12 protein-coding genes are annotated in these 15,884 nt (G+C 41.7%); 4 read left to right on the top strand and 8 right to left on the bottom strand.

The window, feature by feature from the left end:
- Positions 1 to 11 precede the first annotated feature (11 nt).
- Together GVX98_RS14500 and GVX98_RS14495 are read left to right on the top strand one after the other, a co-directional pair.
- On the top strand, positions 12 to 773 hold the full coding sequence (locus GVX98_RS14500; RefSeq protein WP_058870135.1) for a ferredoxin--NADP reductase: 762 nt from the start codon (positions 12 to 14) through the stop codon (positions 771 to 773).
- A gap of 156 nt (positions 774 to 929) precedes the next feature.
- Positions 930 to 1,952, top strand: coding sequence for a molecular chaperone DnaJ (locus tag GVX98_RS14495; RefSeq protein ID WP_159128477.1), 1,023 nt, complete (start codon positions 930 to 932; stop codon positions 1,950 to 1,952).
- A gap of 113 nt (positions 1,953 to 2,065) precedes the next feature.
- On the opposite strand, the gene GVX98_RS14490 is transcribed toward GVX98_RS14495, so the two are convergent.
- The 3 genes from GVX98_RS14490 to GVX98_RS14480 all read right to left on the bottom strand — a co-directional run bounded on the left by GVX98_RS14490 (position 2,066) and on the right by GVX98_RS14480 (position 7,355).
- Complete coding sequence (locus GVX98_RS14490; protein ID WP_159128476.1) at positions 2,066 to 3,988, bottom strand: P-loop NTPase fold protein; 1,923 nt, start codon at positions 3,986 to 3,988, stop codon at positions 2,066 to 2,068.
- Complete coding sequence (locus GVX98_RS14485; protein WP_159128475.1) at positions 3,942 to 4,352, bottom strand: P-loop NTPase fold protein; 411 nt, start codon at positions 4,350 to 4,352, stop codon at positions 3,942 to 3,944. Before GVX98_RS14485 ends, GVX98_RS14490 begins: the two co-directional genes overlap by 47 nt.
- A gap of 108 nt (positions 4,353 to 4,460) precedes the next feature.
- Complete coding sequence (locus GVX98_RS14480; protein ID WP_159128474.1) at positions 4,461 to 7,355, bottom strand: valine--tRNA ligase; 2,895 nt, start codon at positions 7,353 to 7,355, stop codon at positions 4,461 to 4,463.
- Between the two features lie 182 nt (positions 7,356 to 7,537).
- On the opposite strand from GVX98_RS14480, the gene GVX98_RS14475 reads away from it, so the two are divergent.
- Both GVX98_RS14475 and GVX98_RS14470 read left to right on the top strand, forming a co-directional pair.
- Complete coding sequence (locus GVX98_RS14475) at positions 7,538 to 8,212, top strand: hypothetical protein (RefSeq protein WP_004982886.1); 675 nt, start codon at positions 7,538 to 7,540, stop codon at positions 8,210 to 8,212.
- Between the two features lie 12 nt (positions 8,213 to 8,224).
- On the top strand, positions 8,225 to 9,031 hold the full coding sequence (locus GVX98_RS14470) for an SDR family NAD(P)-dependent oxidoreductase (RefSeq protein WP_159128473.1): 807 nt from the start codon (positions 8,225 to 8,227) through the stop codon (positions 9,029 to 9,031).
- A gap of 102 nt (positions 9,032 to 9,133) precedes the next feature.
- Here GVX98_RS14470 and GVX98_RS14465 read toward each other — a convergent pair whose 3' ends face one another.
- From GVX98_RS14465 to GVX98_RS14445, 5 genes are all read right to left on the bottom strand, one after another.
- Positions 9,134 to 10,168: an agmatine deiminase family protein gene (locus GVX98_RS14465; protein WP_159128472.1), complete on the bottom strand. Its 1,035-nt coding sequence runs from the start codon at positions 10,166 to 10,168 to the stop codon at positions 9,134 to 9,136.
- A 180-nt stretch (positions 10,169 to 10,348) separates the two neighbouring features.
- A complete protein-coding gene (locus GVX98_RS14460) occupies positions 10,349 to 10,786 on the bottom strand; it encodes a YbjQ family protein (RefSeq protein WP_159128471.1) in 438 nt (145 codons plus the stop codon).
- 3 nt (positions 10,787 to 10,789) lie between these two features.
- On the bottom strand, positions 10,790 to 11,146 hold the full coding sequence (locus GVX98_RS14455) for a YbjQ family protein (RefSeq protein WP_010327337.1): 357 nt from the start codon (positions 11,144 to 11,146) through the stop codon (positions 10,790 to 10,792).
- 103 nt (positions 11,147 to 11,249) lie between these two features.
- The gene (gene adeK, locus GVX98_RS14450) at positions 11,250 to 12,707 is read right to left on the bottom strand and encodes a multidrug efflux RND transporter AdeIJK outer membrane channel subunit AdeK (RefSeq protein WP_159128730.1); all 1,458 of its coding nucleotides are present in this window, start codon (positions 12,705 to 12,707) and stop codon (positions 11,250 to 11,252) included.
- Positions 12,707 to 15,883 (bottom strand): efflux RND transporter permease subunit, encoded by a 3,177-nt coding sequence (locus tag GVX98_RS14445; RefSeq protein ID WP_159128470.1) that lies wholly within the window; start codon positions 15,881 to 15,883, stop codon positions 12,707 to 12,709. Before GVX98_RS14445 ends, adeK begins: the two co-directional genes overlap by 1 nt.
- Position 15,884 lies beyond the last annotated feature (1 nt).

The following is a 15,884-nucleotide window of genomic DNA, read 5'->3' as shown; positions in this document are numbered from 1 at the left end:
ACGCTGAAATCATGTCAATTGAAAAATTTAGCCTAGAAAAGGTTTTATCCGTACACCGTTGGACCAATACACTTTTTAGCTTCACCATGACGCGACCTGCACATTTTAAGTTTACCGCAGGACAGTTTGCCCGTATTGGCATCAAAGTGGGGGATGAATTGGTGGTTCGAGCGTATTCAGTGGTGTCCTCTCCCTTTGATGAAACTTTAGAGTTTTTTTCGATTGTGGTGCCTGAGGGTGCATTTACCTCGAACTTACAACACTTAAAAGTTAATGATGAGATCTACCTCGAAAAGATCCCATACGGCTTTTTGACCTTGGCGCGTTATCAGTTGCCATTACCAAAAGACTTATGGTTACTGGGCACAGGGACAGGGCTTGCACCTTTTATTTCGATGTTACAAGACTTTGAGACGTGGTCGAAATACGAAAGCATTACACTGGTTTATAGTGTACGTACAGCCTCTGAACTGGCCTATGCAACACGCATTCAAGAAATTGCAGAGACCTTTGGTGAGGGCCATACTGGCTTTAAATTTGTGCCGATTATTACCCGTGATCCGCATGCGCCACTACATGACCGCTTACCTGTACTGATTGAAAATGGTGACTTGGAAAAAGCAGTTGGTTTAAGTCTAAACCCTGAAACCAGTCATGTGATGCTGTGTGGTAACCCGCAAATGGTCGAAGACACCAAAGAGGCATTAAAAGCACGTGGTCTGACCATGAACCGCCGTGGTGAAGGAAATATTGCGGTCGAAAACTATTGGTAAAGCTATTTCACTCAATAAAAGGGCTCATCGAATGATGGGCATTTTTTCACTCAAAATTTGAATCACTCAGATTTTAAACTTGGCTCAAAGAGAGTAGCGCAGCTTGTGCGCTCAGATCGCGCTATAATTTCTCTTTTGTACTGGGTTGGATGGGTTATGTCTTCAGCGTTAAAAACGATGGCTCAGCCAGAGGCTCAACTCAGTCCGCAGCAGAAAAAATTAAATCGTTTGATTGAGCGTATTGAACAACAAAAACAAGAACTGGCGACATGGAAAAATGCGCAAGCCGACATTCAAAATTATACGCGCAGTAAGCTTTTGCCCGTTTATACAGAGTTACATACGGTTCTATTTACACAGCTTGATACCCTTTGGAATCATTTGACTAGCGATGGCTTTAGCAAAGCAGACTTGGTGCAGATTGACACCAAAATAGCCGCTTTAGCCAAGATGCTGAAAAAATCACAGATGCTAACTTCCGAGCAAAAAGAACAGGTAGAGAAAATTGATACTTTCTATATGCAGCATGCAGAGCATATACGCGCGAAGAAAACCAAAGCAAACTCAATACAAAGTCATAACCTTGCTGAAACGGTAGAACAAAACGTGGATGTGGACTGGGAAAATTATGAATACGATTCTGCCCAATATGAAGCAGAACGAGAACGTGTCAAGCAGTTAAAACAACAAGAAAAACGTGAGCAAGCAGCCAAAATGGCAGAGCAGTCACTGAAAACCGTGTATTTAAAAATTACCGCGATGATTCACCCTGACCGTGAGCCTGATGAAGCGAAGAAGTTGGATAAGACTGAACTTTTGCAGAAGGTGAATGAAGCTTATGCAGAGCAGGATTTATTTTATTTACTAAAACTCCAGTTACAGCTAGAGACCAATAAAGGCTTAAGCTCAAAGCCATTAAGTTCTGAACAAGTCAAGTTTTATCAGTTGTCTTTGGAAACGCAGAGTCAGAATTTGCAAAGCCAGTTAGAGGAGATCTTTGCATCTTTTCACTTGAGTAGTCATACCAACACCAAACAGCTCAAAATGAGTGATGTGTATAAGGTGATAGATAAGGATGCTGCTGAGTTAAAACAGCAGTTGAAGTGGGAAAAAGAACGTTTAAAGCATATGAAAAAGGTGAGTGGAGTAGAGATGTTGTTGGGGCATGGGGTGTTGTAACTTTTCCCCTTGCGCAGCAGCGCTGCTCATCTCCTAGAAGGAGAGGGAACTTCATTGTGTATCGAATAACTATTAAATTAATAAAGAATGCTCCCTCTCCCTCAGGAAGAGGGTTAGTCATCTAAATCATCATCCCTATTGTTTGCTTTATTTTCTATTCCTTTCCTCAACATTTCTATTAATTCTTTTTCCTCGTCTGAAAGAATAGAAGTATTAGTAGAGTCAATAATATTTAATATGCGTGTAATGTCTAAGAAGTTTTCAACTGTATCAGCTTTTATGTATTTTTTGATATTTGAGATAGTATAAAAATCATTAGATGATCTAGTAACTAAAATCATACTTTGAAGTACTTTTAATATTCCTTCAATATTTTGAGTTTGTGTTTCAAACCAAGTTAATACAATTGAAGAATTTTCCCATTCTTTCCAACGGTACATCAATGAAAGGAAAGAATGATGTTGAATTAATTTATCAGGACATGAATTAGCGAAGCGATTTAATTGAACAATAAAATCATTTTTGAGTGCTTGAAAATCAGAATCATCTAGTAAAATTTCTTGATTTTCCTCTCTGTTTTTCTGTTCTTTAAATAAAAAATAATTAATGAATGAAAAATTCGAATTTAGATTAATGTACTTTTTTAAAAGCGTAGCTCTTTCTTTTTTATCCTGAATATTTTCTAAACACCAAAATGATAATCTAAATAAATAGGTTTGCGATGAAAAGCCAAAAAATTGGTTAGATTCGCTGTTGATACCATCAGCACTGTCTAACATTGCATATAGATATGATTCAAAATTTTCTTGAGGTACCTGTTTACTATAGGCTTCAAATTTGGATAGGAAGTCTTCCAATACATTTCTGGCATCTAGGGCAAGTATTTTTTCTTTAAGTTTTTCTCTAGAAACCGTTAGTTGGATGAAATTTATAAAATCTGATGTAGAAAAATCTTCACTATCAAAACTCAGTTTGAAATATTTATCAAAGTGATCTTTATGACAAACTCTCAGTTGAGTGAACCATTCCTGATATGAACTATGATCATGATAATAGTTGCTTATAATCCATCTAATCGTAGGGAAAAGAGATGTTAGAATTTTTTTAACAGATTCTTTATTTTTTTCAGATGCACTATTGATTACATCTTCAATAACTCTTAAGTATTTTACTTTTTCTGATTGATTATCACCATAGCTAGAACTTAAGGTTGTGAAAGCTCTCTTGGATTGCGAAAGTTTTATATAGACAGTTGGTTCAAATACTCTTAAGCATTCAATAGCAATTAAATCTATTGGATCTGCTTCGAAAATATCATTATTTTTGAATAGATTAAAATTAAAAGAAAGAGTTGAGTTGAATCTATATACATTTCTTAAATTATTAAAATAATTTTTAAAACCATTATGATATATTTCAGTCCATCTTTCTTTATCAAATTTTTTGTCTGCGTCAGTGTGACTATTGATTACATTATTTAGTAATTTAAATAAGACCTCATGTACTTGTTTCAGTTGAATTTGAGGAATTGTAAAAGGAATTTGAATAATTTTTTCTAGATAATTCTCACCAGCTTGAGTACTATCAGTGAGTTTATTTTCTACAATATCTTTTTGAAATAAAAGTAAAAATATTACATTGGGAAAATCAGTATTTGCTTTAATTAACTGAAAGATCATCCGTAATTCTGTAGTTGTAAGACGATCTAAATCATCCATAACAATCAAAAGTGGAGTCTTCCTTTTACTTAAAGCTTCTATAAGCTCTTCACGAATTTCTGTTAAATTCTGTTCATTTAACTTTGCTTTCTTTTCATAATTTTCAGAAAGTTTCCCCAATAATTCACCACCTTTTTCAGTTGCAGGTAAAATTAAAGTAATAAAAGAGGTAATAGTTGCAATTAGTATTGGTAATTGGGCATTTTCTGTAAAGTAACTACTAATTACACCAGTACTTAATATTGCAGTTACAATTAGTGGTAAAGCAAGATTAGCACACTTTGAGAAAAGTGTGAGCTGTTGATAAATGATTACCATATTTAGAGAATATGTTTGCTAAATTTTGATCTTCTTGAGAGGAGTTTTTTCTTCCGATAGATTTTGATATTTCATCAAAGAAAGCTTGAATAATCTTATCCTGAGCAGACCATTCCCAAGGCGAAAATTCTATAATTGTGGGAGAGTTTGCTTGTTGTTTTGAATGTGCTAAAGCCATATTTTTTATAGATGATTTTCCAGCACCCCAATCCCCATGCAGAGCAATAACTAAACTATCATCACCTTTCCATTGAGAAATAGCATCACTTAAATTTTTAGAAAAATCGGCTCTACCTAATAAATCCTCTTGCAAACTTTTAATTGGTCTGTCGGCAGAAAATCCATATTTATCTGTAGTTGTCATATCTAAGTATTTTTTGAAATTTCAATAAGTGCATATTATCAAATATATTTATGATTTTTAATAAAAAACCCCTCAATGGAGGGGTTTTAAAATCAAATTAACAACACCTTAAAGCGCTGCAATCTGCTCCATATTCGCTTTAATCTTCACTAACTGGTCAGCAAACTCAGCCAGTTTCACTTTCTCACCTTCAACCACAGCAGCAGGTGCTTTCGCTACAAAACCTTCATTAGAAAGTTTGCCTGCAATGACGTCATGCTGCTTTTGTACTTTGTCTAAGTCTTTCTGTAAACGACCAAGTTCCGCTTTCGGGTCAATTAAACCTTTCATCGGAACAAAGACAGACACATGTCCAACAACAGAAGAAGAAGACAATGGCGGTTGTTCAGCATCTGCCAAGAACGTAATGCTTTCTACTTTCGCCAAGGCTTTAAACAACGCTTCAATACGGGTGATCTGTGCTTTCTCAGCTTCCGTTGTGTTTTGTAGAAGCACTGGTAATAAACGTGCATTACCTAAGCCCATTTCACCACGGATGTTACGCACCGCACCAATCAAACCTTGAAGCCATTGCATATCTGCTTCAGCCTGTTCGTTTACACGCTCAGGGTTGGCAACAGGGTATTGCGCCAACATGATGGTTTCGCCAGAAATACCAAGTTTTGGTGCAAGTGTTTGCCAAATTTCTTCAGTCAAATACGGCATAAGCGGATGTGCAAGACGTAAAGAAGCTTCCATTACCGCAAGGAGTACACGACGAACTTCAGCTTTACGCTCAACCGATACATTTTCATCGTTCAGAACAGGTTTGGTCAGCTCGACATACCAGTCACAGTATTCATTCCAAATGAACTCATAAATCGCTTGTGCAGCCAAGTCTAAACGGTAAGTTGCAAAGGCTTGTTGTACCGCAGCTTCAGCTTTTTGTAAGCGGCTCACGATCCACTGTTCAGGCAATTCCCAAAGGTCTTGACGAACTTCAGTACCAATCACTTGCTCTTCACAGTTCATCATCACGAAACGGGTTGCGTTCCAGATTTTGTTGGCAAAGTTACGGTAACCTTCAACACGCTTCATGTCGAACTTAATGTCACGACCTGTATTGGCAAGCGCACAGAAGGTGAAACGCACTGCGTCCGTACCATAGGCTTGAATGCCTTCAGGGAACTCTTTACGGGTTGATTTTTCAATCTTCGCTGCTTGTTTCGGGTTCATTAGACCTGTAGTACGTTTTTGTACCAAGGTCTCAAGGTCAACACCGTCAATCAAATCTAATGGGTCAAGCACGTTGCCCTTAGACTTCGACATTTTTTGACCTTCGCCATCACGAACTAGACCGTGAACGTATACCGTTTTAAACGGGACTTGTGGCGTACCATCTTCATTCTTCATGAAGTGCATCGTAAACATAATCATACGAGCAACCCAGAAGAAGATGATGTCAAAACCAGTCACCAATACATCCGTTGGATGGAAAGTATTGAGGAAATAGTTTTCCGCATCTTTCTTGGCATCGCCAGTCCAACCAAGGGTTGAGAAGGTCCACAGCGCAGAAGAGAACCATGTGTCGAGTACGTCTTCGTCTTGGCTAAGCGCAACATCAGCAGGGATGTTGTTTTTCGCACGGACTTCCGCTTCGTCACGACCCACATAGATGTTGCCTTCAGCATCGTACCAAGCAGGGATACGGTGACCCCACCAAAGTTGACGAGAGATACACCAGTCTTGGATGTTGTTCATCCACGCCATGTACATGTTGCTGTACTGTTCAGGAACAAACTTAATACGACCGTCTTGAACCGCTTCAATGGCAGGTTGCGCCAATGGTGCAATTTTTACATACCATTGATCCGTCAATAATGGCTCAACGATTACGCCTGAACGGTCACCGCGAGGTGGTTTCAAGGTATAGGGTTGAATTTGGTCTAACCAACCTTCTGCTTCCGCTTGTTCAACCAGTTTTTTACGTGCTTCAAAACGCTCTAAACCAATGTAGTCCGCAGGAGCAGGGATGGTTTTAGAAATTTGCTCGCCCGCTTTCGCGATGTATTCAAACTCAGCCAACACTTCTGCATTTTTATTGAAGATGTTGATGATTGGGAGTTCACAACGCTTACCGACTTCATAGTCGTTAAAGTCGTGCGCAGGGGTGATTTTCACACAGCCTGTACCGAATTCTTTATCAACATATTCATCTTTCACGATTGGAACAGCACGACCTGTAATTGGCAAAATGATGTTCTGGCCAACAAGGTGCGTATAGCGTTCATCATCAAGTGCCACAGCAACTGCGGTATCACCTAACAAGGTTTCAGGACGTGTGGTCGCTACAACAATATGGTCTTTGTCATCATGGGTACGGAGGTTTTTATCTTCAAAGAAATATTTGAAGTGCCACAGTGAACCTGCTTCTTCTTTATCCGACTCAACTTCAAGGTCAGAAAGGGCAGTTTGTAATTTTGGATCCCAGTTTACTAAACGTTTGCCACGGTAAATCAAACCGTCTTCGTGCAGTTTAACGAACACTTCTTTGACTGCATTGGATAGACCTTCATCCATGGTGAAGCGTTCACGCGACCAGTCGACTGAAGAACCTAAACGACGGATCTGACGGGTGATAGTGTCGCCTGATTGCTCTTTCCATTCCCAGATTTTTTCGATGAATTTTTCACGACCAAGGTCATGACGACTCACACCTTGAGCACCCAACTGACGCTCAACCACCATTTGCGTGGCAATACCCGCATGGTCTGTACCCGGTTGCCATAAGGTATTTTTACCTGACATACGGTTGTAGCGGGTTAACGCATCCATAATGGCATTGTTAAAACCATGACCCATGTGCAAGCTACCGGTGACGTTTGGCGGCGGAATCATGATACAAAATGACTCACCTTTTTCAGAGGGCTTGAAATAGCCACGTTCTTCCCAAGTTTGGTACCATTTTTTCTCGATCTCGGTCGGATCGTAAGTTGTAGCGATATTTTGCGCTGAATCAGTCATAGTTCAAACAGTTCAAAAGTAGATAAAAAATTTCATCTATTGTAGCAAAGAAATCGCAAATGGGGGCATGTAAAGCAAATGCGTTGATCTAGCAATTGCGACATGATGCAGAGCACTTTATGATGTGTCTAAGCCTAGAGTGCGCTTTGTTCGCAGTAAAAATCAAAAAAGGGGGGATCACTATGACTTATCAAATATCATTAAAATTAAAACCTGAAACTCACCAACGTTTTGCACACATTCATCAACAGCTTAATGCCGGCGAAAGCCAAAGCCTTGCCAAACCTTTGGGTGAGGTTTTAGCGGATATTTCATGTGAAGTGATTGATCAAGTCTTTGGCGATCTTGCGCGTTTGTCTACCTCAGGTGATGGGGAGTCCGAGAAAATTATTCAGCACATTGTAGACACTATGCGTAAGTACATGCCGTGGTCCGTGTCGTTTTTTTCAAATGACCGTCTAATTCCAATGGTGAATTATCTAGAGCAAATGATGTATGACACCGAGAGCATGCATTTTTTAAGCTACCCAGTCGAAAAAACCTTAGTTACCGAACTTTTGGGTTGTGCGGAACAGATGGAAAAGGGCAATAACAGTTATGTTGCTCCAGCTTTGAAGGTGTTTACACAAATTGTCGATCAAGGGGTGACCAGTTTGGTTCGTGAACCCAAAAAAATGCTTAAATTTAATCTGGTGGTCGATAAAACACTGAATGGGGTGATTAACTTGACGACCCAGTTGGGCTATAAACGTTTTGATAAGTTAGGGCGTATCTATGATGCGCAGATGATGAGTCAATATTTTGATCATTTCCTGACTTTTTTAAATGATCAATCTGCAAATAAAACTTCGGTATGAGGCAATAAGGACATGGCACAGTTAAACAGTTTAGACGCTAAAGTGGTATGGATCTCGGGGGCATCTTCAGGGTTAGGTGAAGCACTAGCCAAAGAATGTGCTTTACAGGGTGCTGAGGTCGTACTCACGGCAAGACGTTTTGACGAACTCGAGAAAGTTCGTGTCGGACTGCTGAATCCAGATCAACACATTTCCATTTGTGCGGACATTACCGACGAAGCTCAAGTTCGCCATGCCTATGAGCAAGTGCTACAGAAAAAAGGTCGAATTGATTGGTTGATTAATAATGCGGGTTTAAGCCAGAGAGCCTTGATTGCTGACACCAGCATGCAGACTGAACGTGCAATTATGGAAGTGGATTATTTCTCACAAGTGTTTTTAACCAAAACTGTTCTACCGACTTTTTTAGCGCAAAAATCTGGCCGTATTGCTTTTGTTTCGAGTGTTGCAGGGCTATTGGGGACACAGTACCGTGCCAGTTATTCAGCAGCCAAAGCGGCCATTCATATGTGGGCAAATAGCCTGCGTGCTGAAGTGGCCAATGAGGGGGTGGACGTATCGGTGATTTTCCCAGGCTTTGTTAAAACCAATGTTTCGTTTAATGCTTTAAATGGCGAAGGTAAACCGCAGGGTCATCAAGATGAAGCAATTGAAAATGGTTTAGAACCCGATATTTTTGCGCAAACGGTGGTGAGTGCATTGCTTAAAGGTGAAGAATACATCGTAGTCGGCGGTCGCAAAGAGAAAATGGGGGTTATGGTGTCTCGTTTATCGCCTACCACGTTGTATAAAATGATTCGTAAGATGAAAGTGAAGTAAATTGAAAAAGGCAGGAGGAACGTCTCTTCCACCTGCCTTTTAGGATCATGATGTTCACATATCCCATCCCCCCATGTTTTGATAGGGGGGAACACCGCTGCACTACTTACTGATTTTATTTAAATAATTTAAGAACAATTCCGCATTTTTTCCACGCACTTGCCAAGACATACAACGCACACCGCCGCCCATATGACAGACATTAGAAGACTGTACTGGAACAACAGTACGTTTGGTTACGCTACGAATTTGCTGTAACGCGACAGCATCTTCTTTAATCCCAAATTGCGGGAAGTAAATCCGTTCAGGCGTGACCAACATATTGGTGTATAGGCCACATGCAGAACCAAATTTTTCATCGTAAATTTCGCTGCCATCATAAGGGGTGATGATTTCACGAATTTTAACATTGGGAATACCGCGCTTTAAATCTGCTTTGAGTTGCTTGGCATAGTCGGGATCTTCAGGGTAGGAGTTAATCACCAAGGTATTTTGGTCGACAAAGCTGACTACGCCATCGGCATGTTCCAAGCCCCCTTGTTCATCGGCTTCAATGAACGCAATCTGCTTTGCACCCGTCAATGCCATGAGTTTCTTACGGGCTTCGCTTTCGGTGAGCTTGTTATCCGCTAGGAATTTGGTGCTGAGGACGACATTGCCATAACCATCTTCCACCCAGTTTCCGCCATCATTCAACAGTTTGCTTTGCGTAAACTGTAAGCCAGCCTTTTGGCTGTAGTATTTAAATTCGTCTTGCACTTCATCTGAAATGGCCTGACCTTTTTTAGCGCCACCTTGTCCTGCCGCCGTGTAGCGGAACATGACGGGTTGAGCTGGGTTGGCACTGGTGAAGTCGCGCATCCAAATGTCATGCATCGGTGCGATTGCCACATGCTTTTTGCCCAAGGCTTTGACATAGTCGGGGTAGAGGTGTTTGTCCGTCAGAACAACGACATTGTCTCCGTTTTTAATAATTTTTTTTGCATAATCGACGTGAAAATCAAAAATATCATCAATCATTTTTGCATAGTAAGCATCATTACTTTGAGGGGATGCCAGTACAATTAATTCAGCTTTGGCTACAAGTGGAATCATGCTGAGTACAGCCATACTTATTTTTAGTGCTAAAGATTTCATTATCTGTGACCTATTTACAGTGTAGGTAATGTCCATTTTTATTGTGTTCAGTGTAGAGAATTATGCTCTAGTGAGCAATCTACCGTCCGAATGTACGATAGAAGGTGAGCGAGCATGAGCTATTTTGAACGCTCATGCTGTTTGAGTTTAGTGAATGGATGATTGTTCAATAGTCGCTGTTTAAGGATTTTGAATGGCAGTCCCATAAGCAAAGACTTCGACCATACCGCCTTGCATGCCCATTTCTGTGGTCGCCAGGCGCATACAAGCAATATGCGTTGCGCCGTGCTTTTCCGCTTCAAGTTTGAGTCGGACGATGGCTTCACGACGGGCACGATCGACGACACTTTCATAGCTGGTGAGTCTACCCCCCAAAAAGTTTTGCACGGTCGCCAATACATATTTGAAATAATCATGAGAAATCACAACATTGCTACTGATCATGTGCCCAGACTGCTCGAAGCTTACTTTGCGTAAATTACCCACGGTAATGTAGGCAAGACGCTTCTCATTCTGTTCAAGCTCCGCCAAATGTTTACGTTCATTGTAGCGACCAAAGCCAAAACCGACGCTAAAGAGCACCGCAAAGATCAGCAGTTGGAAAACTAAACTTTCCATTGCTTAGGCCTGTGTTGGAAATGGATCGGGGAGATGGTTGTCTAACGGTGTGACACGGACTGCAGTGCCATAAACAAATAACTCAGATGCACCTTGGGCAATATTTGAGGTTGAAAAACGAATACCTACAATGGCATTGGCCCCTAAGCCTTGTGCTTTTGCAATCATACGATTCATGGCTTCTTGGCGGGATTCTTCTAAAAGCTCGGTATAGGCGGTGAGTTCACCACCGACAATATTTTTTAACCCTGCCAAAAAGTCGCGCCCGACATGTTTACTTCGAACCGTACTGCCATAGACCACATCCAGTTGTTGAGAAATGGTATGTCCAGGAACAGACTCAAGGTTACTTAAAAGCATAATGTTCAATATTCAAATGATTTGATTATCTTTGAAGATAGGAAAAAGCCCAGCAAAAAGCAATAAAAAAGCCCACCTAAGTGAGCTTTTGATGTTGCAAACCTTAGTTTGCTGTTTTGTTGTATTTCACATCTGAAGATGAAGGTTGTTTCACCACTTGATCAGACGTATTGGCTTTTACTCCGCCACCGAGGGTTTTATACACTTCAACTTGGTTGTTTAAGTTTGCTTGTTCAAGCAATAACAACCCTTGTTCCGCCGAGTACGATGTACGCTGTGCATCAAGTACAGTCAGGTAGTTATCGATACCTGCACGGAAGCGGGCCGTTGAAAGCTTATAGGTGGTGTTGGTTGCATCTACCAGACGACGTTGCGCTGCTAGACGGTCACCAATATTTTCACGTACTGCCAAGGCATCATTCACTTCGCGGAAAGCGGTTTGAATGGTTTTTTCATAATCTGACAACGCAATTTTTTGGTCAGTTTCTGAAATCTTCACATTGGCACGACGTGTGCCCCAGTCAAAGATTGGAATATCCAAGCTTGGGCCAAGTGACCATACAAAAGCACCTGATTTAAACAAATCGCTTAAATCTGTCGATGCATAACCCGCTGTGCCTGTTAAGCTGATGGTTGGGTACAACTGTGCTTTTGCCGCACCAATGTTGGCACCCGCAGCAGACAATTGATATTCCGCAGCACGGACATCAGGACGGTTATTTAACAAGTCGCTTGGCAAGCCCGCTGTCAACGCCGTACTTTGGGTAATGCGTTTCACAGGTTGAGGAGACAATAAGTTTGCAGGAACAGGCTGACCCACCAACAGGTTGAGTAAGTTCTGTGCTTGTGCAAGTTGAGTCTTGTAGTTCGCAACGTCATTACGTGCGGTTTCAACCGAAATTTGCGCTTGACGTACAGGGACTTCGCTATCGATACCGACATCAAAACGTTTTTTGTTCAGATTGTATGATTCAAGCTGTGCTTTTAAGGTTTGGTCTGCTAGTTTTAAGTTGGCATTGGCAAACGAATAGCTCAGCCATGCTTGTGCAACCTGACCAATCAACGAAATTTGTGTTGCATCACGTGCACTTTGAGTCGCCAAATAGCTGTCTAATGCATTGTCTTTTAAGCTACGAACACGACCCCAAAAGTCTAACTCATACGCAGTTACGCCAAGGCCAACATTATAGGTTGTCATGGGTTTGTTGCTACTGAGCGTATCTTGGCGAAGTACACTACCACTTGCACCAATGGTTGGCAGTTGGTTGTTTTCGCTAATTTGATACGCTTGCTGAGCACGTTGAATATTTAAAGTCGCCGTACGGAGGTCACGGTTATTGGCTAATGCTAACTCGATGACTTGGACTAAACGCTGATCAGCAAAAAAGTCTTTATAGCCTTGTTCTGCAACAGATGGACCTGTCGTTGAACCAATATATCCTGTTGGGATATCCGCTTGAGCGACGGGTTCTGGACCACGCATGCTTTGACATGCAGTCAAAGCAAGCGCAAGTGCAGATACCGCAATGCTACGACCTGAAATAGACCATACTTTTTGCATCACGATGTTTGCTCCTGATTATTTTGTTTCTTAGGTTTGTATTTGAAAATACTACGAATCCAAACAAAGAATACTGGAATGAAGAAAATACCCAACAGTGTAGAACTAATTACACCACCAAGGACACCAAAGCCTACCGAGTGTTGACTACCTGCACCAGCGCCTGTTGAAAGGGCAAGCGGAAGGACACCAAAACCGAAAGCAAGGGTGGTCATGATAATTGGGCGTAAACGCATTTTTGCAGCATGAAGGGTTGCATCAAACAAGTCTTCACCTTGTTCTTGCAACTCTTTTGCAAACTCTACGATCAAGATCGCATTTTTCGCAGAAAGACCAATCACGGCAACAATCGCAACTTGGAAGTAGATGTTAAACGACAAGTTTGGATCGCCCTTAATGATCATACCTAACCATGTCAATGCAAATGCACCAAGAATACCGAGTGGTACAACTAGCAATACTGAAACAGGGATAGACCAGCTTTCATACAATGCGGCAAGACATAAGAAGACGATGAGCATTGAAAGAACAAGGAGCGGACCTGTTTGATTGCCCGAATCACGTTCCTCTAAAGATAAACCTGTCCATTCATAGTCGAAACCTTGTAAGCCCATAGATGGTAACTTGGCAATGATTTCTTCCATCGCGAGCATCGCATCACCCGAACTTACGCCCGGTGCTGGAGTACCTTGGATGTTCACAGAAGATACACCGTTATAACGCTCTAGACGTGGTGAACCATAAGTCCATTCGCCTGTTGCAAACGCTGAGAAAGGAACCATCGTGCCACTGCTATTGCGCACATACCACTTGTTCAAGTCTTCAGGCATCATCCGTGTATTCGCTTCACCTTGGACATATACCTTTTTCACACGGCCACGGTCAACGAAGTCATTGATATAAGTACCACCCCAAGCCATGCTCATGGTTGTATTTATATCCGCAATACTCACACCCATTGCACCCGCTTGCGCTTGATCAATGTTGATTTGGTACTGAGGTGTATCTTCTTGACCATTAGGACGGACGCCTGCAAGACGTTTGTCTTGTGCAGCCATACCTAAAATAGCATTACGTGCAGCAATCAATTTCTCATGACCTTGGCCACTTGCATCTTTCAACTGGATGTCAAAACCAGCCGATACACCTAACTCAGGCATTGCAGGTAACTGTAATGGCATGATGTAAGACGCATCTTTAATCATGTTCAATGACATGCCGCGCTGAATGATGGCACCAATTTGCGACTCAGGTGTCGTACGCTCACTCCAGTCCTTCAGTTTAATAAAGGCAAGACCCGCATTTTGACCGACACCTGTGAACGAGAAACCAGAAACTGTAAAGATCGACTCTACATGCTCTTTTTCTTTATTCAGGAAATAATCCGTCATGCTAGACACGACTTTGTCTGTACGTTCAAGGCTTGCACTTGGTGGAAGCTGAACTAAAGTCATGACGACGCCTTGGTCTTCATCTGGTAAGAATGAAGAAGGTAAGGCTTTATACAGACCGAATAATCCTGCAAGCACCAATAGATAAACCACACCAGAGAATATTTTATGGTGAGTCATACGGTTGACACCACCTTGGTATTTCACGGCAACTTTTTCAAAGCTACTGTTAAACCAACGGAAGAATCGCGCAAAAATATTATTACTTTCTGGCTTGTTTGCATCATGTTGTTTTAACAAGGTTGCACACAGGGCAGGGGTGAAGGTTAATGCCACGATCAGTGACAAAATCATTGCGGTAACCAGCGTAATCGAGAACTGACGATAAATAACACCCGTTGTCCCCGCAAAGAATGCCATCGGTACGAATACTGCGGTTAACACACTGGTAATACCGACCAAGGCACCAGAAATCTGTTGCATTGATTTTTCGGTCGCAGCCACAGGGTCGAGGTGTTCTTCTTGCATGACACGTTCGACGTTTTCCACCACAACAATCGCATCATCGACCAGAAGACCAATGGCCAAGACCATCGCAAACATGGTGAGCGTGTTGATTGAGAAACCGAAGATGTTAATGACAGCAAATGTACCCAAGACAACCACTGGAACAGCCAATGTTGGAATAACCGTAGCACGCCAGTTCTGTAAGAATAAGAACATGACAATGAACACCAACACGACAGCTTCAATTAATGTGTGTACAACACTTTCAATCGATAGCTTAATAAATGGTGTGGTGTCATAAGCCAGTTGATCTTTTAAACCATCTGGATAGTTTTTTCGTAGTTCATTTAAACGTTCTTCAACGGCAGCAGCAGTATCTAGTGCATTAGCGCCTGTTGCCAGTTTAATGGCAACACCGCCCGCAGCTTTACCATTAAATTTAGAGTCAAATTGATAGTTATCTGAGCCGAGTTCAACACGCGCAACATCACCCAAGCGAACTTGAGCACCTGAAGCTGTATTTTTTAGAAAAATATTTCTAAATTGTTCAGGGGTTTGCAACATGCTTTGAGCATTCACTGTTGCGTTCAGCACTTGACCTTGCACAGATGGTGCACCGCCTAACTGACCTACCGCCACTTGCGAGTTTTGCGCATTAATCGCAGCTGCAATATCAGTTGGTGTCACTTGTAGGCTGGTCATTTTGGCAGGGTCTAGCCAAATACGCATTGCGTATGAACCACCAAAGACTTGAAGTTCACCCACACCCGCAACACGGCTAAGCGGTTCAGAGATGTTTGAGTTTACATAGTCTTTAATGTCTGACGCAGATAGGCTTCCATCTGGAGAGTAAAATGCAAGAACCTGCATAAAGCTCGCACCAGACTTGGTGACTTTTACACCTTGACGTTGTACATCTTCAGGTAAAAGCGCCGTTGCCGATTGCAGTTTGTTCTGTACTTGAACTTGAGCAATATCAGGATCGATGCCTTGTTCAAAGTTCAAGTTAATAGACGCTTGACCATTACCCGCACTGTTTGAAGAGATATAACGTAGACCATCCAGACCATTCATTTGTTGTTCAATGATCTGAGTGACCGTGTTTTCAACAGTCTGTGCAGAAGCACCCGGATAAGTTGCAGAGATCGTCACCGTGGGCGGTGCAATCGTCGGATATTGGGCAACTGGCATTTTTGTCAGCGTGAGAATACCCGCCAACATAATCACCAGTGCAATCACCCACGCAAAGATGGGGCGATGAATAAAAAATTGAGCCATT

It is taken from the genome of Acinetobacter sp. 8I-beige, from assembly GCF_902505955.1.
GTDB classification, from domain to species: Bacteria; Pseudomonadota; Gammaproteobacteria; order Pseudomonadales; family Moraxellaceae; genus Acinetobacter; species Acinetobacter johnsonii.
The sequence above is the reverse complement of the archived record's forward strand: the minus strand, read 5'-3'. Positions and strand labels throughout refer to the sequence as shown.

Bases quoted from the DNA above. Each gene is read 5' to 3' on its own strand.
- GVX98_RS14500 (WP_058870135.1), top strand. From the start codon at position 12: ATGTCAATTGAAAAATTTAGCCTAGAAAAGGTTTTATCCGTACACCGT.
- GVX98_RS14495 (WP_159128477.1), top strand. From the start codon at position 930: ATGTCTTCAGCGTTAAAAACGATGGCTCAGCCAGAGGCTCAACTCAGT.
- GVX98_RS14490 (WP_159128476.1), bottom strand. From the start codon at position 3,988: ATGGTAATCATTTATCAACAGCTCACACTTTTCTCAAAGTGTGCTAAT.
- GVX98_RS14485 (WP_159128475.1), bottom strand. From the start codon at position 4,352: ATGACAACTACAGATAAATATGGATTTTCTGCCGACAGACCAATTAAA.
- GVX98_RS14480 (WP_159128474.1), bottom strand. From the start codon at position 7,355: ATGACTGATTCAGCGCAAAATATCGCTACAACTTACGATCCGACCGAG.
- GVX98_RS14475 (WP_004982886.1), top strand. From the start codon at position 7,538: ATGACTTATCAAATATCATTAAAATTAAAACCTGAAACTCACCAACGT.
- GVX98_RS14470 (WP_159128473.1), top strand. From the start codon at position 8,225: ATGGCACAGTTAAACAGTTTAGACGCTAAAGTGGTATGGATCTCGGGG.
- GVX98_RS14465 (WP_159128472.1), bottom strand. From the start codon at position 10,168: ATGAAATCTTTAGCACTAAAAATAAGTATGGCTGTACTCAGCATGATT.
- GVX98_RS14460 (WP_159128471.1), bottom strand. From the start codon at position 10,786: ATGGAAAGTTTAGTTTTCCAACTGCTGATCTTTGCGGTGCTCTTTAGC.
- GVX98_RS14455 (WP_010327337.1), bottom strand. From the start codon at position 11,146: ATGCTTTTAAGTAACCTTGAGTCTGTTCCTGGACATACCATTTCTCAA.
- adeK (WP_159128730.1), bottom strand. From the start codon at position 12,707: ATGCAAAAAGTATGGTCTATTTCAGGTCGTAGCATTGCGGTATCTGCA.
- GVX98_RS14445 (WP_159128470.1), bottom strand. From the start codon at position 15,883: ATGGCTCAATTTTTTATTCATCGCCCCATCTTTGCGTGGGTGATTGCA.